Origin of the sequence: Microcoleus sp. BM001215392 (assembly GCF_036700185.1) — a bacterium.
GTDB lineage: Bacteria > Cyanobacteriota > Cyanobacteriia > Cyanobacteriales > Microcoleaceae > Microcoleus.
On the sequence record NZ_JAUBOJ010000015.1, the window covers coordinates 1 to 19,863 of the forward strand.

16 protein-coding genes and 1 tRNA gene are annotated in these 19,863 nt (G+C 45.9%); 7 read left to right on the plus strand and 10 right to left on the minus strand.

The genetic code is table 11. The features are described from left to right. Both QT974_RS03325 and QT974_RS03330 read left to right on the plus strand, forming a co-directional pair. Positions 1–393 (plus strand): RidA family protein (locus QT974_RS03325; RefSeq protein ID WP_333467103.1); only part of this gene is annotated, 393 nt, incomplete at its 5' end. Positions 394–693: 300 nt separating this feature from the next. Then, a complete protein-coding gene (locus QT974_RS03330; RefSeq protein ID WP_333467104.1) occupies positions 694–843 on the plus strand; it encodes a hypothetical protein in 150 nt (49 codons plus the stop codon). A gap of 47 nt (positions 844–890) precedes the next feature. Here the strand turns inward: QT974_RS03330 and QT974_RS03335 are convergent, their stop codons facing one another. Both QT974_RS03335 and QT974_RS03340 read right to left on the minus strand, forming a co-directional pair. Next, positions 891–3,038 (minus strand): polyribonucleotide nucleotidyltransferase, encoded by a 2,148-nt coding sequence (locus QT974_RS03335; protein WP_333467105.1) that lies wholly within the window; start codon positions 3,036–3,038, stop codon positions 891–893. Next, positions 3,007–3,174 carry a hypothetical protein gene (locus tag QT974_RS03340; protein ID WP_333467106.1) on the minus strand — a complete coding sequence of 56 codons (168 nt, stop codon included), beginning with the start codon at positions 3,172–3,174 and terminating at the stop codon, positions 3,007–3,009. The genes QT974_RS03335 and QT974_RS03340 overlap by 32 nt, the downstream gene beginning before the upstream one ends. 265 nt (positions 3,175–3,439) lie before the next feature. Here QT974_RS03340 and QT974_RS03345 point away from each other — a divergent pair, with 265 nt between their 5' ends. Both QT974_RS03345 and QT974_RS03350 read left to right on the plus strand, forming a co-directional pair. Beyond that, the gene (locus tag QT974_RS03345; protein WP_333467107.1) at positions 3,440–8,143 is read left to right on the plus strand and encodes an SNF2-related protein; all 4,704 of its coding nucleotides are present in this window, start codon (positions 3,440–3,442) and stop codon (positions 8,141–8,143) included. A gap of 156 nt (positions 8,144–8,299) precedes the next feature. After that, positions 8,300–9,127 carry an SWIM zinc finger family protein gene (locus QT974_RS03350; protein ID WP_333467108.1) on the plus strand — a complete coding sequence of 276 codons (828 nt, stop codon included), beginning with the start codon at positions 8,300–8,302 and terminating at the stop codon, positions 9,125–9,127. Positions 9,128–9,454: 327 nt separating this feature from the next. Here the strand turns inward: QT974_RS03350 and QT974_RS03355 are convergent, their stop codons facing one another. The 5 genes from QT974_RS03355 to queG form a co-directional block, all read right to left on the minus strand. Beyond that, positions 9,455–10,090, minus strand: coding sequence for an HAD-IA family hydrolase (locus QT974_RS03355; protein ID WP_333467109.1), 636 nt, complete (start codon positions 10,088–10,090; stop codon positions 9,455–9,457). A 145-nt stretch (positions 10,091–10,235) separates the two neighbouring features. Continuing rightward, positions 10,236–10,311 (minus strand) — tRNA-Asp (locus tag QT974_RS03360). A gap of 191 nt (positions 10,312–10,502) precedes the next feature. Beyond that, positions 10,503–11,669 carry an SDR family oxidoreductase gene (locus tag QT974_RS03365; protein ID WP_333467110.1) on the minus strand — a complete coding sequence of 389 codons (1,167 nt, stop codon included), beginning with the start codon at positions 11,667–11,669 and terminating at the stop codon, positions 10,503–10,505. A gap of 36 nt (positions 11,670–11,705) precedes the next feature. Further along, positions 11,706–12,833: a pentapeptide repeat-containing protein gene (locus tag QT974_RS03370; protein ID WP_333467111.1), complete on the minus strand. Its 1,128-nt coding sequence runs from the start codon at positions 12,831–12,833 to the stop codon at positions 11,706–11,708. 235 nt (positions 12,834–13,068) lie between these two features. After that, a complete protein-coding gene (queG, locus tag QT974_RS03375; protein WP_333467112.1) occupies positions 13,069–14,037 on the minus strand; it encodes a tRNA epoxyqueuosine(34) reductase QueG in 969 nt (322 codons plus the stop codon). A 212-nt stretch (positions 14,038–14,249) separates the two neighbouring features. On the opposite strand from queG, the gene QT974_RS03380 reads away from it, so the two are divergent. The 3 genes from QT974_RS03380 to QT974_RS03390 all read left to right on the plus strand — a co-directional run bounded on the left by QT974_RS03380 (position 14,250) and on the right by QT974_RS03390 (position 16,284). Continuing rightward, positions 14,250–15,212: an orange carotenoid protein N-terminal domain-containing protein gene (locus QT974_RS03380; protein ID WP_333467113.1), complete on the plus strand. Its 963-nt coding sequence runs from the start codon at positions 14,250–14,252 to the stop codon at positions 15,210–15,212. Positions 15,213–15,540: 328 nt separating this feature from the next. Continuing rightward, complete coding sequence (locus QT974_RS03385) at positions 15,541–15,966, plus strand: nuclear transport factor 2 family protein (protein ID WP_333467114.1); 426 nt, start codon at positions 15,541–15,543, stop codon at positions 15,964–15,966. Between the two features lie 156 nt (positions 15,967–16,122). After that, positions 16,123–16,284 (plus strand): hypothetical protein, encoded by a 162-nt coding sequence (locus tag QT974_RS03390; protein WP_333467115.1) that lies wholly within the window; start codon positions 16,123–16,125, stop codon positions 16,282–16,284. 7 nt (positions 16,285–16,291) lie between these two features. On the opposite strand, the gene QT974_RS03395 is transcribed toward QT974_RS03390, so the two are convergent. From QT974_RS03395 to rsmH, 3 genes are all read right to left on the minus strand, one after another. Continuing rightward, positions 16,292–16,714 carry an ATP-binding protein gene (locus QT974_RS03395; RefSeq protein WP_293122549.1) on the minus strand — a complete coding sequence of 141 codons (423 nt, stop codon included), beginning with the start codon at positions 16,712–16,714 and terminating at the stop codon, positions 16,292–16,294. 327 nt (positions 16,715–17,041) lie between these two features. After that, a complete protein-coding gene (locus QT974_RS03400; RefSeq protein WP_333467116.1) occupies positions 17,042–18,715 on the minus strand; it encodes a SpoIIE family protein phosphatase in 1,674 nt (557 codons plus the stop codon). A 220-nt stretch (positions 18,716–18,935) separates the two neighbouring features. After that, positions 18,936–19,838, minus strand: coding sequence for a 16S rRNA (cytosine(1402)-N(4))-methyltransferase RsmH (gene rsmH / locus QT974_RS03405; protein WP_333467117.1), 903 nt, complete (start codon positions 19,836–19,838; stop codon positions 18,936–18,938). Between the last annotated feature and the right edge of the window lie 25 nt (positions 19,839–19,863).

Consider the following 19,863-nt stretch of genomic DNA (forward strand, 5'->3'; position numbering starts at 1 on the left):
TCTATGACGCGCAAAATTATTCGTACTGACAAAGCACCCGCACCCGTGGGCCCTTACAATCAAGCGATCGCCGCTACGGGCACTATGCTGTTTGTAGCCGGTCAAATTGCGATCGACACTAGACTAAACGATATCGTCTACACCGACGACGTGGCCAAGCAAACCGAACAAGTGATGGCAAATCTCGAAGCGATTCTCACAGAAGCCGGCGCTACTTGGTTGGATGTGGTAAAAACTACGGTTTTTCTTAAAAATATGAATGATTTTGCCGCTGTGAATGCAGTTTATGGGAAATATTTTGATGAGAAAACTGCGCCGGCGCGGGCTTGTGTGGAAGTTGCTCGTTTACCGAAAGATGTTTTGGTAGAGATTGATTGTATTGCTGTTATTTAAATTCGGCAACCTGCAATCTTCAAATAAGACTCGGCGGTTGAAACCGCGTCTATACAAACAATGTCCGCCTCCGCGGACTGAAGAAATAAAGCATTTGTAGGGTGCGTCGCCATAAACAATCCCTCAAAAAAATCAACAATGGAGAGGGCGACGCACCCTACAGCTACTAATTTTCAAAATCTTTTTTCTTAAAACTTTTGTGGAATGGGCTTTGAGCAGCGCCCGAAAAATTAAACCTAAATACAAAATAGCTTATCTGTCGAAATCTTAGCACCAATATCCTAGGAATCGAAGGGTAAAGTGCGCGACTGTCTTAACTCCCACAGCCGATCGCACAAAGTCGATCTGTCGCTGTCGCGCACTCTACACCCAAATCAACCCGCAACAACCGGATTGAATCTTAAGCAAGCAATTAGCAATTACGTTCTAGCAATTACTAATTACCGCTGATAAATTAGCAATTACCGTCCAAGCAATTACCAATTACCAACCCTAAACTACTTATTCAGCGCTTCGCGGGCGGCTACTGCTTCATCGGGATGAATGTTCAAACGGGTCAAATTAATTCGACCTTTATTGTCAATTTCTCGCACTTTGACAATTACTTCATCGTTCACTGCTAACTCGTCTTCCACTTTCCCAACGCGGTAGTCCGCTAACTGGGAAATGTGAATCATTCCTTCTTTTCCTGGCAGGATTTCGACAAAAGCGCCGATCGGAATAATTCGAGTTACGCGGCCGACATACACGTCTCCTGCATTCAACTTGCGCGTCATGCCGAGGATTATGCTATAAGCCCGCTGAGCTTTTTCGCTGTCGTTACCAGCAATTGTCACGGTTCCGTCGTCTTCGATGTCAATCTTGACACCAGTTTCTTCGGTGATGGCTTTGATGGTTTTGCCACCAGGCCCAATTACCAAACCGATAAATTCGGGATCGATTTTCAGCGTTAGCAAACGCGGTGCAAACGGCGACATTTCCTTGCGGGGAGTGTCGATGGTTGCTAGCATTCTTTCTAAAATGTGCAGTCTCGCGGGTTTGGCTTGGCGGATCGCATTTGCGATCGCATCTAAGGGCAAACCTTTGATTTTCATGTCCATTTGCAAAGCAGTAATTCCGGTGTCGGTACCGGCTACTTTGAAGTCCATGTCGCCTAAGAAGTCTTCAATTGCTTGAATGTCAGTCAAGATTCGGACTTCATCGCCTTCTTTGATTAATCCCATTGCCGCGCCGCTGACGGGTTGCGAAAGGGGAACGCCTGCATCCATTAACGCTAGCGTTGAGGCGCAAACTGAACCCATTGAGGTTGAACCGTCGGAGGAGAGGATTTCGGAAACTACGCGAATGACGTAGGGGAAATCTTCTTTCGATGGCAAAACTGGCAGCAAAGCGCGTTCTGCGAGGGCTCCGTGACCGATTTCTCGGCGTCCGGGCGATCGCATCGGTTTGGTTTCTCCCACGGAAAATGGGGGGAAATTGTAGTGATGCAGGTAGCGTTTGTCTTGCTGCGGGTGCAAGTCATCGGCTAAATCTTGGGCATCGCCTGGAGTTCCCAGGGTCGCTGCTGACAAGACTTGGGTTAAGCCGCGATTGAACAGCGCACAGCCGTGTACTCTTGAAGGCAGCACCCCTACTCGACAAGAAACGGGTCGCACCTCGTCTAGCTTGCGGCCGTCTACACGGACGCCATCTTCGATGATTTGCTTGCGCATCATTTTTTTGGTAACGTCTTTGAAAACGTTGCCAATTGTCTTGCTGGTGGCTGCTAGTTTGATCGGATCGTCTTCGGCCAATTCGGCGATCGCAGATTCGACTGCATTTGCCTTCACTTCGTCCAAAGCTGCATTCCGTATGGTTTTGTCTTTTTCAAATCTTGACAAAATGATGCGGATGGGTTCTTGGGCGCGATCGCGAATGAAGTTTTCGAGGGCGAAATCTTGCGGTGGGCGTTCCTCTACCACGAAATCGATGCCCAATTCTGCCATGATTTCGCGCTGGGCTTGAATCAAGTCACAGGTTGCTTCGTAGCCGAAGTCGATCGCCTCGATGATATCCTGTTCCGGCAATTGGTTAGCGCTGGCTTCCACCATGATTACTCCATCTGGAGAACCGGCTACCACGAGATCCAACTCACCTTCTTTGATTTCGCTGTAGGTGGGGTTGATGATGAAATCGTCCCCTACCAAACCAACTCGCACAGCCGCCATCGGCCCGTAAAACGGCATTTTCGCCAGCAGAATCGCTACGGAAGCACCTGTTACCGCCAAAACGTCCGGCGGCACTTGTTCGTCCATCGACAGCGTTGTGGCTACAACTTGGATGTCGTCTCGCAGCCAGCTAGGGAATAGCGGACGCAGCGGGCGATCGATCAAACGCCCAGTCAAAGTCACTTTTTCTGGGGGACGCCCTTCCCGGCGCAAAAATCCACCGGGAATTTTACCGCCAGCGTAGAGTCTCTCTTCGTAATCCACCAACAGGGGCAGGAAATCTATTCCCTCTCTCCCCTGCGATCGAGTCGCTGTCACTAAAACCGCCGTGTCACCCGACTGAATCAAAACTGCACCGCCTGCTTGAGGCGCCAGTAAACCAATCTTCAGTCTAATATCCCGTCCATCAAAAGATATTGACTTGTCTATCTCTACCATGTAGCACTGCTTCCTTATCTACCACATTCTTTCTCTGTCGGGATCGTAACATTACCACACGATGTTTGAGAGGAACCAGCCAAAAGAGAGAGATAATCGGCGGGCGATCGACTGTCAGCGCCTCGATTGTAAGCATTTATACTGTTTATTTTTTTTTTCATGTTCTCCTGTCGATTCTCCGGTCGATCGCCCGCCAAACACCTGCCATAGATGGTAGTATGAATTTTCGATTGGGAAATTTGGATCGATTAGGTCAACCGCAGATGTCAGGCAGATAAACACAGATTAACGCAGATAATTTCAAGAAAGTTCGTATTTTTTGCAAGAGTTATATTATTCACAAATCAAACAGGACTGCTGTAGCAAGTCTCGCAATTAAATAAAAATATTAGGATTTAAAAATGGCAATTTTACACGGCAGTTGGTTATTAGAAGAGAAAAAAAATGGCTTATTTATTTGGGGAGAAACTTGGCGTAAAATTGGGGCGATAGATACTGTTGAATCGGGGATGAGCCTACAGCATCCCTTAGGAATGACCGAAGCTGAACTGAAGACTTTTTTAACTTCCTTGCAGCAGTCGGGTAAACTCAACTGGCAATTACCCGAAACCGCAGAGATTCAGGAGAAAAGCAAGAAGACTAGACGATCGCCCAAAACGACCACCGCAGCCCCTCCCGCCGGGGATTTATCAATTCAGAGGCAAGTTCGGGCGATCGCACTTCCCACCCAAATCTCCGCAGACAACACAGCCCTAATCCCGCAGCACTCAGCAGCAGCATCACTGGATGAACCAGCAAAAATCGAGGAAATTTACCTTTATCCTTGGCAAGTCGAAGGTTATTTACTCAACCCTCAAGCAGCTTTTGTGTTCTTGCAATCATTGCCGCTCAATACCACAGAAGCAGATTCTTTTGTCGGTTCAGATTTGCGTTTTTGGTCTCATATTGCTAGGTGGAGTTTGGATTTGTTGGCGAGATGCAAATTTTTGCCAGCATTAGAACCACAACCTGACGGTTCTGCTATTGCTAAATGGCAACCTTTGTTAGATAGTTCTACTGATCTTCTCCGTCTCGCTACTTTTTCTAGGCAAATGCCGACGGCTTGTCGAATATATCAGAAGGGTTCGGCAGCGGATTTTGTGGCGGATGTAAGGGATGTAATAAAAGAAGGTTCGGCAGCGACTTTAAGGAATCTTGCGGTGGATTTTCCTGTGGTGGCGGAGGATTTGGTGTTGGGGTTTTTGAGTAGTGTGGTGGATTGTGAAGTGCGAGCGGCTGCTGGCTCAACTTTAGATATCAAAACAGTTTCTCCAACCCGCGAATGGTTGCAAGCTTTGCAGCAGGAATCTGGGATTGTACAAGCAGAATCAGCAGCTTTGGAAAAGTTGGCAACCAAGCTGACTGCTTGGGCTGCACCGCTGCAAAATCAACTATCTCAACAAAATCAATTTCACACTTGTTTTCAACTCATACCGCCGTCTCCCGGGAAAGTTAACTGGAGTTTAAATTATTGTTTGCAAGCAGTAGATGAAGCCGATTTTTTGGTAGATGCGACAACTGTTTGGAACAACTCTGTCGAACGTTTGAATTATGCGGGGCGGACAATAGAATTGCCTCAAGAAACTTTACTCAGCGGTTTGGGTTTAGCCTCGAAACTTTATCCGTTAATTGAGCCGAGTTTGCAAGCACAACGACCGCAATCTTGTCAACTAAATCCGCTGCAAGCTTACGAGTTTATTAAGTCTGTGGCTTGGCGGTTTTCTGATAGCGGGTTGGGCGTGGTTTTGCCGCCGAGTTTGACTCATACTGATGGTTGGGCGAGTCGTTTGGGTTTGAGTATTAAGGCGGAAACTCCGAAGGCGAATCCGGCGAAAGGCGGGCTGGGTTTGCAAAGTCTGTTAAGTTTTAAGTGGGAATTGACGATCGGCGGACAGCGCATTTCTAAGGCAGAATTTGACAACTTGATCGCGTTGAATTCGCCTTTGGTGGAAATTAACGGCGAGTGGGTGGAGTTGCGCGCAACCGATGTCAGGGCGGCTCAAAGTTTCTTTGCTAGCCGCAAAGAGCAAATGACTCTTTCTTTGGAAGATGCTTTGCGGTTGGCTTCTGGGGATTCTCAGATGATTGAAAAGTTGCCGGTGGTGAATTTTGAAGCAACTGGTCAACTTCAGGAATTGTTGAATACTTTAAGCGATAATCAGGCCGTAAGCGCGATCGCAACTCCAGCCACTTTCCGAGGACAATTGCGGCCTTATCAAGCGCTAGGGGCAGGTTGGTTAGCATTCTTAGAACGCTGGGGTTTAGGTGCTTGTCTCGCGGACGATATGGGTTGTGGTAAATGCGCGCTACCGCAGAGCTTGCTTTTTGTCAATGGTTTTTTACAAGAAGCTGAAAAAATCTGGGAAGCTTATTCTAACAAAATAGACTTCGATGGTGAGGGGTTTTGGTCTGAACCTACCGAGCAATTAATTGTAAATTCCATCCATCGGGAAACCGGCAAGATTGTACAAGCAAATGTTCGACGACTTTATCGCCAGCAAGTCCAAGAAAAGTTGCGAACAATCAAACTGCAAGACGGTAGCAGCATCACTATTACCCGCCGTCACAAATTGTTAGGACGCGATGGCTGGACAAATGAGTTCAAAGTTGGAGATTATGTTTGTGTACCTGCAAAATTGTATTGGGAAGGAAAACCCGAAGATCCAGATTTAGTTAAGTTTATGGCTTGGCAGATTGCGGAGGGACATGAGCTGAAAAACGCAGCAAGGCTCACAATAACACAAAAAGATGCGACTGTTCTGGAAGATTTACGTGTTGCACTCCACCGAATTAGCAAAAAGTATGGGATAAAAATCAATAATCCTGCTATTCATAATCGCGATTATGCTAGAGCAGCAGATTTGATGGTATCCAGTCGAGAATACCAAAATTTTTTGGAAGTCAACGGCTATCAGTGGGGGAAGCTGTCAGCCGAGAAAAGCTTCCCAAAATTTATTATGCAAGCCAATCTGGATAGCATACGGATTTTTCTCAAAAACTACTTTGATGCTGAAGGTTCTGTAGAGTCGAAGGTGCGGACAGTCGAAATTAGCACCGCTTCACCTGTAATCATTCAACAACTTTCTACACTGCTGCGCCGTTTTGGTATTTGGTTGCGAATCGCCGCCAGACAGAAACGCGCTACTAATGGTAGCGGAATTTTTCGGACTTATTATATCGGCACTTTCGGCGGTAACTCAGCGCGGATATTTTTGCAAGAAATCGGCTTCGGTTATCCAGAGAAACAGCAAAAATTAGAGAAGATTTGCGAAGTTACTGCGAATACAAATGTCGAAGGAATTCCGGTTTCCGATCTTGTTGCTGATGCAGTAGAGATGACAAAACTGCCGCTGCGACATTTCGGGATGCACAATCCTGTTTATATTAACGGTTCCCAACAGTTTTCCCGCATCAGTCTCGGAAAGGTAATCGCAGGTATGGAAAATGTGCTGGCTGGTTCCGCAGAACAGGAGTACCGACAGCTAAAGCCTTCTAAATGGACGAATCAGACGTTAGATGCCTATGCAAATCTCAATGTACCGCAGCTTGATACTGTCCGAGAAAATTTGCAACTTATACTCGATCGCGAAGTGTTTTATTGCCGAATAGAGGAAATTGAGGATTTTGAGTACAGTGGCTGGGTTTATGACTTCGAGGTGAGCGAACATCACAATTTTGTTGCCAACAATATCTTGTGCCACAATACTATTCAGCTAATTGCTTTTCTCCTGCATTTGCAAGAACAGGATGCCCTAAAAGCGCCGACATTACTGGTTTGTCCGACATCAGTGTTGGGGAATTGGGAGCGCGAAGTCAGGAAATTTGGCCCGACGTTGAAAGTGTTACTACATTATGGAGATCAACGTGCTAAAGGTAAAGCATTTGCGGCAGCAATTAAGGAAAAAGATTTAATAGTTACCAGTTATTCCCTGGTGTTTCGTGATGCTAAGGAAATTCAAAGCACTAAATGGCAGGGATTGGTTTTAGATGAAGCGCAAAATATTAAGAATTCTGAGGCTAAGCAGTCGCAGGCGGTGCGGCAAATCGAGGCATCTTTTAGAATTGCGCTGACGGGAACTCCGGTGGAAAATAGACTGCAAGAGTTGTGGTCTATTTTAGAGTTTCTCAATCCCGGCTATTTGGGCCCGCGCAATTTCTTTCAGCGCCGCTTTGCAATTCCGATCGAGAAATATGGAGATAGAGAATCATTGCATACTTTGCGATCGCTCGTGCGGCCTTTCATCCTCCGCCGCCTGAAAACCGATAAGGAAATCATCCAAGATTTGCCGGAAAAACAGGAGATGACTGTATTTTGCAGTCTGGCATCTGGTCAGGCGGCACTATATCAGAAAATTGTCGAAGAGTCAATCGCTAATTTAGAATCAGCCGAAGGCATTCAGCGCCGGGGCATGATTCTGGCTTTGCTGGTAAAACTGAAACAACTTTGCAACCATCCTGCTCTTGTAAAAGCAGAAGGTAAGCCCAAAGAATTGAGCATTAACAGCCAAGAATCGGGGAAATTGCAGCGGTTGGTGGAAATGTTGGAAGAGGTTGTCGCCCTGGGCGATCGGGCTTTGATTTTCACTCAATTTGCGGAGTGGGGAAAACTCCTGAAACCGCATCTAGAACAGCATTTAGGTCGAGAAGTTTTGTTCTTGTACGGCGGCATTAAGCAGCAGCAGCGGGAAGAAATGATCGATCGCTTCCAGCACGATCCCCAAGGCCCGCCGATTATGATATTATCGTTGAAAGCTGGCGGTACTGGCTTAAATTTAACCAGAGCAACCCACGTTTTCCACTACGATCGATGGTGGAATCCCGCAGTAGAAAATCAGGCAACTGACCGCGTATTTCGGATCGGTCAAACCAGAAATGTGCAAGTTCACAAATTTGTCTGTACTGGCACATTAGAGGAGAAAATTCACGATATGATCGAAAGTAAAAAAGCTCTCGCCGAACAAGTAGTCAGCGCGGGCGAAAACTGGTTGACTGAACTCGATACTGACCAACTTCGCAATTTACTAATTCTCGATCGCAATGCTATTATAGAAACAGAAGAAGAATAATCAGAGGACTGACCAATTATCAACAGTACGACACGCAAGTCACCGATACAGGGATATTAGTTATTTGTTATTGGTTATTTGTTACTTGTTATTTCCAATGCCCTCTTTGGCCAATGCCCTCTTTGGCCAATGCCCAATTCCCAATTCCCAAATTAAATGATTGACAGAGAATGGTGGACGCAACAGTGGCTCGATTTAATCAATACTTACCGCTTCAAAAAGCGCTTAGAGCGCGGCTGGCAATATGCGCGGGAAGGTAAAGTTCTCAGCATTAAATTTCCCAACCAAGAAGTAATTGCCATAGTTCAAGGAACAGATCCTAAACCATATCAAGTTTCTTTAGGACTCGATACTTTAACTGATGAAGATTGGGATTACGTGATTGAAAATATGTCGCAAAGAGCGGTTTTTTCAGCTAAACTATTAGCAGGAGAAATGCCGCACAATATTGAAGATGTATTTGCAGCAGCCGGAAAAACTCTATTTCCCTTAAGTTTGTCAGATATTCGATCGCGCTGTAGCTGTCCCGATCCGAAAAATCCTTGCAAACACATCAGTGCAGTATACTACTTGTTGGGCGATCGCTTCAGCGAAGACCCTTTCGTACTCTTTCAACTGCGCGGCAGAACCAAAGAGCAAATTTTGACCGCCCTCCGCCAGACACGCGGTACCCAAGCAGAGGAAAATTCCCAGCTAAACTCAGGCGAAAATTCCCCCGCTGCGAATGCTAAAGTGCCAAAGGTCGATCGCTTTTGGGAATACAACCAGCAGCTAGAATCATCTTTAGTGATCGTTGTACCGCCGCCCAGCAGCGAAACAGTATTAGACATTTTAGGGCCAATTCCCCTCGCAACTGACCCAAAAGGAACGCCTAGCAAATCTTCCCCCGCATCTGACACCCTGAAGCAGTATTTTAGCAAAATCTACCAAACAGTTAGCCAGCAAGCAGTCTTAGCAGCACTGAAACGGGGCGAAGGAGACTAACAAATTGATTCTTTATTCAATCCGCGGAGGCGGATTTCGTTTGTATAGTAGCGGTTTCAACCGCCAAGTCTTATTCTCTAATTGCGCTTAGCAGAAGGCGGATTGGTCAAACGCAACCAAGTTGCCAAAGTTGCTACAGCGAAAACAGAAGCCAAGCTGAACGTCAAGAAAGTTTCAAAGGCTGACATAATGCTGTTCCTCTTTATTTGAGCGATCGAATAAATCTTTTCCTTTATCTTTATATCAGCATCGCTCAATTTTTTCAATGTTTCAGAACATAAAGTATTTACTACTTTAACTTTAAAAATATTTGTTTACATAACTTTACTATCTTCCCAGATTACTCATAATATCGAGCAATTCCTGAGGGCGTTCGATCAAAAAATCGGGATTGTGTGCAGCCAAAGCCTCATGAGAATTAAAACCCCAACCTACAGCAATTACCTTAAGTCCAGTTTTTCTAGCAGCGTCTATATCTCGGATTTCATCTCCCACATAAACGACTTCTTCAGGATTTATATGCTCTCTTCTGAGCCATCTATTAATAACTTTATGCTTGCCAAAAGTTGAACCAGAGTAAATAAAGCTAAAAATGTCTTCCAAGCCGTTTATTTCCAGCGATTCCAACACATTCTCTCGGGAATTAGATGTGATAATTCCCAGTTGAAACCCCAGATTTTTTAACTCCCACAAAACTTCTTTAATTCCGGCAAATAATTTGATATTGCAAATTTCACTGCGTAACTCTGCTCTCAATTTTCTAATCAGCAGGGGAAATTTGAACATAGAAATGCCAGAATACCGGAGTATTTGCCAAGAAGTCAAGTTGCTCAGTTGAGCGAGTTCCTCTTTTGTCGCCGACTTGAAGCCAAATTCTGCTGACAAACGGTTGGTGATGCTCAGAAGAATATCAATTGTATCTGCTAAAGTACCGTCAAAATCAAAAATAATTACTTTGGTCATTGGGAACATTAAATCAGGAATGGGAAATCTATTCTATATTACTCATTACCTCTTGATTGTTAATCCAAAAAAGATAGCAACGACGGGAATCGCACCCGCATCTCCCGGTATACTCCAGGGAATTCTATCACTTAAACTACGTTGCTGGTGGCAGCGAACCGAATCAAACGGTTGTCTCTCGCCTTGACGAGGCGATCGCTCTACCACTAAGCTACACTGCCACTTCCATTATACTTTACTTGCTCGAACTTCTTTGAAGGGGCGAAGAATTAGTGAAGTAGGGTGCGTCAGTTGCGATAATTGTTGTTTCATAGGAACCATCTCAAAACTGACGCACCAATCTTTCCCGGTGCGTCAGTTTTGAGATGTTTCATTTAGATCGAATTTTTGATAACTGACGCACCGCTACTTATCACCAGGGCGAATCAGTATAATCTTTAAACAACTTGCCATAAACATAGCGTTTCTCATTTACGCCGGCATAAATCGGGTCGCAAATGCGCGCCGCCGCATCTATCGCATCAAAAGGAGGTTGAACGCCACGTGCTTGCATATTTAAAATTTGAGGATGGGGGTGTAAAAAACTTACCCATCCCGGATCGACAGCATTCATAAAAATTTTGTGTTTGGCGTACTCTTTGGCGCAGGTGCGAGTCATCATGTTAAGTGATGCTTTTGCCATGTTAGTATGCGGGTGACGCCAAGATTTGTCGCCGTTAAACAGCCCTTCTTTTGAGGAAACATTGACAATATACTTGCTGTTTTCAGGAAAAATATTCATCAGCTTTTTGAGCCTGCTGTTGATCGCAAAAGGAGCAATTGCATTAATCACATGAACTTCTAATAACTCCAAAATGCTCACCTCATCGTCCTTCATCAGCCAACTGTTGAAAGGGCGCAAATCTATTTGCTGTCCGTCGCTATCGTACATCCCCAACGGAAACCAACTAGAGTTATCTTCCTCTGATATCAAGTTCTTTTGCTCTAAAGTCAAGGCTAAAGCACTTGCAGTTTGGTTGTCGGAATCTTCCGGTGCGATCGACTTTAGCACATCCCCACCCATATCCAAAAAGTGCGCTCGCGCTAACAGCGGCTGAATTTCCGCAGGCAAAATCTCGAAAGGCAGAGCCTCTAAATCCCTCAAATGCTGGTAAAATGCCGGAGGGCGACGAACGGTTTGAGCCGCATTGTTAACAATAATATCGAGTCGGGGATAGCAACAGGTGAGGTGTTCTGCAAAACGCTCAACCTTGGCAATATATCGCAAATCTAACTCGTAAACGTGCAGGCGATCGCCCCAATCGCCAAAATCCGGTTCTCCAGCATACCTTTTAGCCGCATCGCGAGCAAAACGAGTAGTAACAATTACCGAAGCACCAGCCCTCAGCAACCTCAAAGCTACAGCATAGCCAATTTTTACCCTCGCTCCCGTCACCAAAGCCAACAGCCCGTGCAAATTAGCCGTTTCGTTGCGTTTTGCATAATTCACTTCGCCACAATCCAAACACAAGCCGCTATAAAAAGAATGTGGCTGTTGAAAACTATTCTTGCAGACAAAACAGCGTGGCAGTTTATCCATATTCAATCCCTAATAGAAATCAAACAAGACTAATTATCATGTCCAGGCACATCGCGAAAGATTAGCATCAGTAAAATTTGCCCCATCAATATTAGCTTTTTTCAAAATAGCACCGCTCAGATTAGCCTTGCTGAAATTAGCCCCGCTGAGATTTGCTTTCAGGAAATTTGCTCTTTTCACAGCAGCACCGCTCAGATTAGCACCAGCCAAAGTAGCTTTATTAAAATCCGCATCGCACAGGTTAGCTCCAGTAAAATCAGCTTGATAAAAATCAGCATTTGTCAAATCTGCTCTTTCTAGATTAGCACCGCGCAAATTAGCTCTCATAAAACAAGCTCCTGCAAACTTGCTCCACCGCAAATTAGCTCCTGCAAAAACAAACCCTTTAAAATTCCAGCCATTCAAATTCGATCGGATTAATTTAATTCCCGCCAGATTTGCTCCTGTCAATTTTGCCCCGCCCAGCTTAGCAAAACTCAAATCCGCCCCGCTCAAATCAGCACCAGTCAAATCAGCTCCGCTCAAATCAGCCCCACCGAGTTTAGCTTCTTTCAGGATAGTTTGACATAAATTAGCTTCCCGCAAATTAACTAAACGGAGGTTTGATTGACCCAAATTAGCTCCCTGCAAATCTGCCCCGCTGAGATTCGAGCGACTCAGGTTAGCTCCGCTAAAATCAGCATTTCTCAGATTAGCTACTTCCAAGTTACTCTGAAAAATTTTTGCTGTTTGTAAATTACTACCTTCAAAACTTGCTCCTGCTAAATTAGACTCCCTCAAGTTAGCACCGCTAAAATTATATCCGCTCAAATTTGCCCAGCTCAAATCTAAAAATCCGCCTAATAAAAGTAGATTTTGCACTCTCCATTTATTCCAGATTGTTGTACCTTTTTCAAGCAAGCTAATTTGTTCTTCCCGCCCAAACATCGCAGCAGCCGTAGCTCTTACCCGCTCGTCAGCATCGTCAAAAACTGTAATTGCTGCTTCTAAACCTGCTTCTGGGTAGTTTAAAGCTTCCGCAAGTGCTGCTAGCCTTGCTTCAGCTAGGGGGCTGGCTAAGCGCTGTTTCATTTCTGCTATGCCCCCCAAGACAGCAGCATTAATTGGAGGTGGATTTTTACCGCCTAAAATTGCATCGTATTTTGTAGGTTCATTGGGAGACATAAATTTGAGAAGCAGGAATAAGAAAAAAATACGGTAACTACTAATGATAGTATGTCTTTCGAGAAGTCCTATAATAACATTGGTTCGTAGTGAGGACTTTAGTCCTTTCATTTATGCGGACTAAAGTCCTCACTACGAACCTTTTGACTTTAGTCCTTTCATTTATGCGGACTAAAGTCCTCACTACAAACCTTTTGATTGTGGGTAATTGAATTGATATGACAACTGTCAACTGTCAACTGTTTTGATTTGCTTTCGCATTTCTGCGCAACATTTCGGGTTTAATTCGCCGCAGCGCCGAAGCTGTAAATCGGCGGTTCCATTCTTCATCGGAAATTGTGGCTAATTCTGCAAGCGTCGGTGCTATGTTTTCAGGATAAGGCTCGAATTCTGCAACATCTGTTGGTTTGGCAAATCGCTGATTCCAAGGACAAACATCTTGACAAATGTCGCAGCCTGCTACCCAACCTTGTAAATTAGATGCAATTTGATCGGGAAGTTTTTCGGCTCGATTCTCGATCGTATGATAAGCTATGCACCGATCGGCATCCACGACAAAAGGCTCAGTAATTGCTCCCGTCGGACACGCCTCGATGCAGCGAGTGCAGGTACCGCAATGTTCGGTGTGTGGCGCATCCGGCTCTAACTCGATATTAGTCAAAATTTCGCCCAAAAACACCCAAGAACCGTATTCTCGCGAAATTACATTACCATTTTTAGCCATCCAGCCAATCCCCGCCCGCTGGGCCCACACTTTATCCTGAATCGGCCCGGTATCAGCATAATACCGTGCTTCAATTCCTTCGCCTTGCGATCGCACCCAATTTGCTAACAGCTTCAGTTTTTTGTGCAAAATTTTGTGGTAATCCCGCCCCCAACCGTAGCGGGATATCTTAGCATACTCTCTGACTGCATCGTCCCCCCCCTCCAACGGGGGATTCTCGGGGCGTTGGTGAGGCGTGTAGTAGTTGATGGCGACACATATTAATGACTGCACCTCTGGCATTACCGATCGAATGTCCAGCCGTTTTGGGTTTGCCATCCATGCCATATCCGCCTGATAACCCTTGTCCAGCCAAGCCTGCAATCTTGGTTTTTCTCGATCGACATCTGCGTCTGCGTCTGCTGAGGCGATCCCGACTTTGTGAAATCCCAACTCTAGGCTTTTTTGCTTAATGCGATCGCTATTAATTGTTATTTTCATCGGATAAAAAACCATATCACAAAATGGGTTATAAGTCTATTAATATTTAGACTTATTTTACGACAGAATTCATAATACTTTCACAATCTTTATATTTATAAATTTGAACTGTAATTTGTCAAAAACGTTACATAATTTTAATTAAGGAAGAATTCGATTCGCTCTTCTTCAAGTACGCAAGTAAAACCGACAGCGAATCCCACAGTATAAACATGGCAGTTAGTATTCAATCAGCTCAATCTATTTTCTCCAACACCGAGATTGCTAGTGCTGTTCCGGCCACCACGGACTCGTTCTACAAGCTCAGCGTTGAAGACCAACTCGCACTGCTCTGGTATGCTTACACGGAAATGGGCATTTCCATCACCGCAGCCGCCCCGGGAGTAGCCAGCATGGCGCTGGTCGAAGGCGTCCTGAGCGAAATCAAACAGATGTCGCCGGCTGCTCAAAGCAAAACCATGTTTGACCTCGCCAGCAATGCTGACACCACGATCGGGCGCATCTACACCTCCTTGCGCGTCAACACTAAGCTCGGTTTCTGGTACGAGTTGGGACAGTTGATGAAGCAGGGCGTTGTGGCTCCCATCCCCCCGGGCTACCAAATGTCTCCCGAAGCAACCCAAGTCCTTGAAACCATCAAGAAGCTCGATCCGGGTCAACAAATTACCGTACTTCGCAACACCGTAGTTCACATGGGCTACGATCCCGATTTCAGCCAAGAATACGGCAAACGCTCTGCTCCCCGCAGCACTCCTACCGCTGTAGCAGAGCGGGTGAAAACCCAGATTGAGGGTATCACCGAGCAGACAGTGCTCAGCTACATCGACTACATGAACGCCTTCGACTTCACCCCAGCCGTGGGTTTATTTGCTGAAGACGGTGCTCTCCAACCGCCTTTCCAAAAGCCGATCGTCGGTCGCGAAGCTATCCTCAACTATATGCGGGAAGAGTGCATCGGCCTGAAAATGATGCCCGAGCGAGGTGTGTCGGAGCCTGCTGAAGATGGCTACCGCCAAGTCAAAGTCACGGGTAAAGTCGAAACTCCTTGGTTCGGCGCGAATGTGGGTATGAACATCGCGTGGCGGTTTATGCTCGATCCTCAAGGTCAAATTTTCTTTGTGGCGATCGACTTGTTGGCTTCTCCTAAGGAATTGATGAATTTGATGCGCAAATAGAATATTCTTGTTTGCCTCAGTCAAACATAATTATACAAAAACCCAGATGCCTTAAGGTGTCTGGGTTTTTGCGATTTTAAATTTTAGATTGGAAGAATTGAAGGATGGGTAATGACTTACTGGATCAGGGTTTGGAGCTTCCCAACTCTGGTATTTTTTTTGTAAGTCCTATGGATTTTGGTCGATCGCTCTGCGATTTCTACCCCCGGCCCACAGGCTTCTTAGTTTTTTCGGATATTTTTCCTCGCCTTAGCTATATCTTTTGAGGGATTTGCTGCGACAAAGAGAATGATTAAAGTATATTTATTCCTCTCTAATCAGTTCTTTTATGACCGCCACGACTCGACCTATTTTAACTCGCTCTACAAACATTACCACCATCACAAAGCCAGCAATCCAGCGATATTTTGAAAGTTTAAACGCGGGCGAGTTTGAAGAGACGGCTAATTTGTTTGCCGATCGCGGGATTCTGCACGCGCCGTTTGAAGAGCCAATTACCGGCAAAAGCTCGATCGCCGCTTATCTAAAAACAGAAGCGCGAGGAATGCAGCTCGAACCCCAGCAAAGTGTCAGCAAAATTTTAGCAGATGGCACAGTTGAAATTCAGGTTAGCGGCCGGGTGCAAACTGCGGCATTTGGTATTAATGTCGGATGGCTGTTCCTACTAAATCATCACCAAGAAATCCTGGCTGTCACCGTCAAGCTGTTAGCTTCTCCCCAAGAGTTGCTAAATCTGCGCCCCCATAATAAATAAATTTGACGTTTCATAAGCGGTTTCATATTTAAATATTAAACTTGACCTTGGGCGATCGAAGGCAATAGCTCAAGTCATGTCATCCTGATTGTTTGTGCGCAACTGAGGCTAAAACCGGGTTTTTTAACCAAATCTCCCATCAAGTACCACCAACTGTTGAAAAACCAGGCTGCTGCGGTATTTTTGCACCTTGGACTGTACTGCGATCGCCTTGCAGTTACTCAGAGAGCAACCAAAAGGCACGAAAAAGTGGGTGTCTGTCACCGCAGCGCGCGACAGACACCCACTACAGTCAAAAACTGCATTTCTAAGGAATAACGGCTAATTAAGATTTTTCTGGCAAACTTGCTTCCAACTTGAGACAGTTGCGACCGTCTATTTGCAAAGTGTAGTCCACCCGATCCATAAGCCGGCTCATAATCAGCCAGCCGTAGCCGCTTTCCTGCTTAGCTTCCGGTCTTGGGGGACTGTAAGTATCCATTTCGTAACCTTTACCGTAATCCCAAATTTCTAAACCAATATCCCGATTTTTTAAATTCAAGCGAATTAAAACAGGCAAATTTGGTTGATCTTTGTGAGCATGGCGGATCACGTTAGAATAGGCTTCTGCTAACACCAAGCGCAAACGATTAGACTGGCGCGGCCAATCGACGTGCTCTCCTAGCTCTACTTCTAAACTGCTCAGCAACCAGTTTTCAACTATTGTTAAAAACCGCAAGTCGCTTGGCACGTGAAGCTCAGTATTCATAAAAAAATCCTGTAAGTTTTGAAACCTGTGTCTGGTGACCAGGGATGAAATACAAAACGCCACATTAATTTGGCGTTAATACTTGTCGCTACATGAAGGATACTCAATAGCGGGCGATCGAGGCAATACACTTTCTTTGAAGGCATTCATCAAAAAGCATCTGTTAAGACTTAGGCATTGAGGCGCTAGTTCTGTAACTTTTGCCGTTAGCGAAGCTTGGAGCTATTGGATCGCCCGCGTTCTGTGCGGTAATCTGTAAGCTGTCAACTGAAGGCTAGAGTTTTTGATACTCCAAGCCTCGACTATCCGTCGGGATGGCTGACAGATTCAGAGAACCTCCAGAGAGAGTATGGTTTGGTCATCTTCCTGAACGGGATTGTCAGCTCGGATGTAAGCGAGCAAATTATCCAAGTTGAAGGAACCAGGCTCTTGAATCAAAAGTTGCCAAAGCCCTTCTTGTTGTAGCATAGAACGGGTTGGTTCGCCCCCTGAGACGCCCGCAGTAGTCACGCTGGCTTCAGTAATCCCATCACTTGTCAGCAGAAATACATCTCCTGACTTTAATTCGATCGCACCTGCTTTACCTTTCCAGACTGGAAGTATCCCCAAGGGAATACCGCGAGCTTTGAGGAAATTCGGCTCTGCTGGCGTTTTACCGCTAGCTGCTTGAGCTCTCACTTCTGAGTTAGACCAAACGATCGGATAAATGTGACCGGCATTAGCAAAAGCCAAGTGTCCCGTTGACGGAGTGTAACGAGCAACAACCATTGTAATAAAATGGTTGTTGCCGATCAGGTCGTCAGACATAGTGCTATTCATATTCTGCATAACTTGCTCGGGCTCGGGAGAAACTTCTTGAGAAAGTTCGCGCCGCATCACCGAAATCGCGCTAGCCATAAATAGAGCAGCCGGAACACCCTTACCTGAAACATCACCCACCGCTATCCAAATATCGCCTTGAGAGTGGACGTACACTTCAAAAAAGTCACCGCCAACTTCCCGCGCCGGATAACAACAAGCTTGTACCCTGACAGTTTCAAAATCCGGCCAACTTTGGCGCAACAAGTTTGTTTGGATTTGGCGGGCCACCTCCAACTCGTTTTGCATCTGATTGGCTAAATCGAGAGTGCGCTGGTAGAGCTTAGCTTGAGACAGGGCGAGAGCAGCTTGAGCTGCTACCCCTTCTATTAACTCTATATCTTCTCCCGACCAAGGGTTAGTGCCGCCAATCTGACACAGAGCTAGTACCGCCAACAAGTCTTGCTGATAAGTCAGGGGTACAGCAATCTCAACCGAGTTACCGTCAGCCCCACTGTTGGCTTTTACTTGAGTTTGGCGGCTGGCTACGGCTTGAACCAGCAAATTTTCATCAAAAGAAAAGCTGCTAGGTTCGGCGGTTTGGGCTTGGTAGGGAAAGGTACTCGGCAATAGTCGATCGACTTCTACCGGCCGCAGCATACAATAGTTGGCCTCAAAAGTTTGACCTACGGTTTGAACAATAGTTTGTACCATACTAGAGTAATCTAGCGACCCGCGAATCACGCTCATCACCTCATTAAACAGAGATTCCTTGCGTAAAGCGCGACGCAGTGCAACGCTGCGCTGCTTGTAGTATTTGTAAGTTTCTGACGCTTGATTGATAACTGATTTCAGTTCTTCTGGATTCCACGGTTTGGTGATGTACTTGAAAACTTGACCTGCATTGATTGCTTCTACCAAGTCTTCAACATCGGTGTATCCAGTCAGCAGAATCCGAATCGTATCGGGAAAGCGATCGACTGTTTTCCCCAAGAACTCGGTACCATTCATTTCTGGCATTCGCTGGTCAGATATAATCACCGCCATCTCGCCCTGTTCGTCTAGAACGGACAGGGCGCTGAGGGCGCTATCTGCTTTGTAAACCTGAAAGTCGCGTCGAAACGTCCGGTACAGCAAATCCAAGTTGTCGGGTTCGTCATCGACTACCATTAGTTTCAGTTTGCTTCCATCTCCCCGACTCATGCTATTCCCTACTCCTAGGCGAATTAATCAGGTCTAAAACTAGCTTGTCAAATACCCTCTTCTGATTCAGCGGAGCCGAATCTGCGTCAAGGGTTCGGGTTTCATAAGTCAGTGCCATGACGGGTGATACCACAAGGAAGTTCGGAACTTGCATCCGGGATCGGTCTTAGCTGACCTCGCCGCCTTTGGGATCTCGTCCTTTACTGCCATTACTACCAAATCAAATTAATTTTTCTGCCAGTCTGAGCTTAGCAGAACGAGAGCGGGGATTTCTAGCTAGTTCTTCGGATTGTGGCACGATCGGCTTTTTTGTCAGTACCTGCAAACACTCTGTTGCTCTGAGTTGGTGCTTGACCGGCCTGTCTTCGAGACTGTGAAAAGTAATAATTCCGATTCTCCCACCGAGTTTTAGCCATTTAGGCGCTTGGTTGAGGAAAGTATCTAAAGACGCTAGTTCGGAGTTGACGGCTATTCTTAAAGCTTGGAAAGTGCGGGTGGCGGGATGGATTCTGCCGTTGCGCTGCTTGGGTGGGAAGGTGCTAGCGATCGCGCCTGCGAGTTCCGTTGTATTTTGAAAAGGACGTTGTGCGACAATCCGCCTCGCGATGCGCCGAGACAGTCGTTCCTCCCCGTACTTGTAAATAATATCTGCTAGTTTAACTTCTTCCCAGTGATTGATAATCTCTTCTGCGGTCAAAGATTGCTGCTGGTTCATACGCATATCTAGTTGAGCTGGATGGCGAAAACTAAAGCCACGTTCCGGTGTATCGAACTGAGCAGAGCTAACCCCTAAGTCTGCTATAATACCATCAAATTCGGCATCTAGGGACTGATATTCGGCAAAATTGCCGTGCCAAAACTCAACGGGCGAGTTGGCAAATCGGGCCGCGCAAAAACGGATGGCTTCTACATCGCGATCGATCGCCACCACAGTCACATCAGGCGCCGCGGCCAAAATCAAACCAGTGTGTCCGCCACCTCCCAGCGTCGCATCCAAATAGCGCCCGCCCGGACGCACAGCTAAACCCGTAATTAATTCTTGGGCTAAAACTGAAACGTGATAGGTGTCAGCGCAGACATCCGATCCAGGGGTGTCCTTCTCAGAGAGCTCGATATCCTTCATAATCTATAAAAGTGAAACAAAAATC

Bases quoted from the DNA above. Each gene is read 5' to 3' on its own strand.
- QT974_RS03400 (WP_333467116.1), bottom strand. From the start codon at position 18,715: ATGAGTCGGGGAGATGGAAGCAAACTGAAACTAATGGTAGTCGATGAC.
- rsmH (WP_333467117.1), bottom strand. From the start codon at position 19,838: ATGAAGGATATCGAGCTCTCTGAGAAGGACACCCCTGGATCGGATGTC.
- QT974_RS03365 (WP_333467110.1), bottom strand. From the start codon at position 11,669: ATGGATAAACTGCCACGCTGTTTTGTCTGCAAGAATAGTTTTCAACAG.
- QT974_RS03385 (WP_333467114.1), top strand. From the start codon at position 15,541: ATGACCGCCACGACTCGACCTATTTTAACTCGCTCTACAAACATTACC.
- QT974_RS03395 (WP_293122549.1), bottom strand. From the start codon at position 16,714: ATGAATACTGAGCTTCACGTGCCAAGCGACTTGCGGTTTTTAACAATA.
- QT974_RS03370 (WP_333467111.1), bottom strand. From the start codon at position 12,833: ATGTCTCCCAATGAACCTACAAAATACGATGCAATTTTAGGCGGTAAA.
- QT974_RS03380 (WP_333467113.1), top strand. From the start codon at position 14,250: ATGGCAGTTAGTATTCAATCAGCTCAATCTATTTTCTCCAACACCGAG.
- queG (WP_333467112.1), bottom strand. From the start codon at position 14,037: ATGAAAATAACAATTAATAGCGATCGCATTAAGCAAAAAAGCCTAGAG.
- QT974_RS03340 (WP_333467106.1), bottom strand. From the start codon at position 3,174: ATGCTTACAATCGAGGCGCTGACAGTCGATCGCCCGCCGATTATCTCT.
- QT974_RS03350 (WP_333467108.1), top strand. From the start codon at position 8,300: ATGATTGACAGAGAATGGTGGACGCAACAGTGGCTCGATTTAATCAAT.
- QT974_RS03355 (WP_333467109.1), bottom strand. From the start codon at position 10,090: ATGACCAAAGTAATTATTTTTGATTTTGACGGTACTTTAGCAGATACA.
- QT974_RS03345 (WP_333467107.1), top strand. From the start codon at position 3,440: ATGGCAATTTTACACGGCAGTTGGTTATTAGAAGAGAAAAAAAATGGC.
- QT974_RS03335 (WP_333467105.1), bottom strand. From the start codon at position 3,038: ATGGTAGAGATAGACAAGTCAATATCTTTTGATGGACGGGATATTAGA.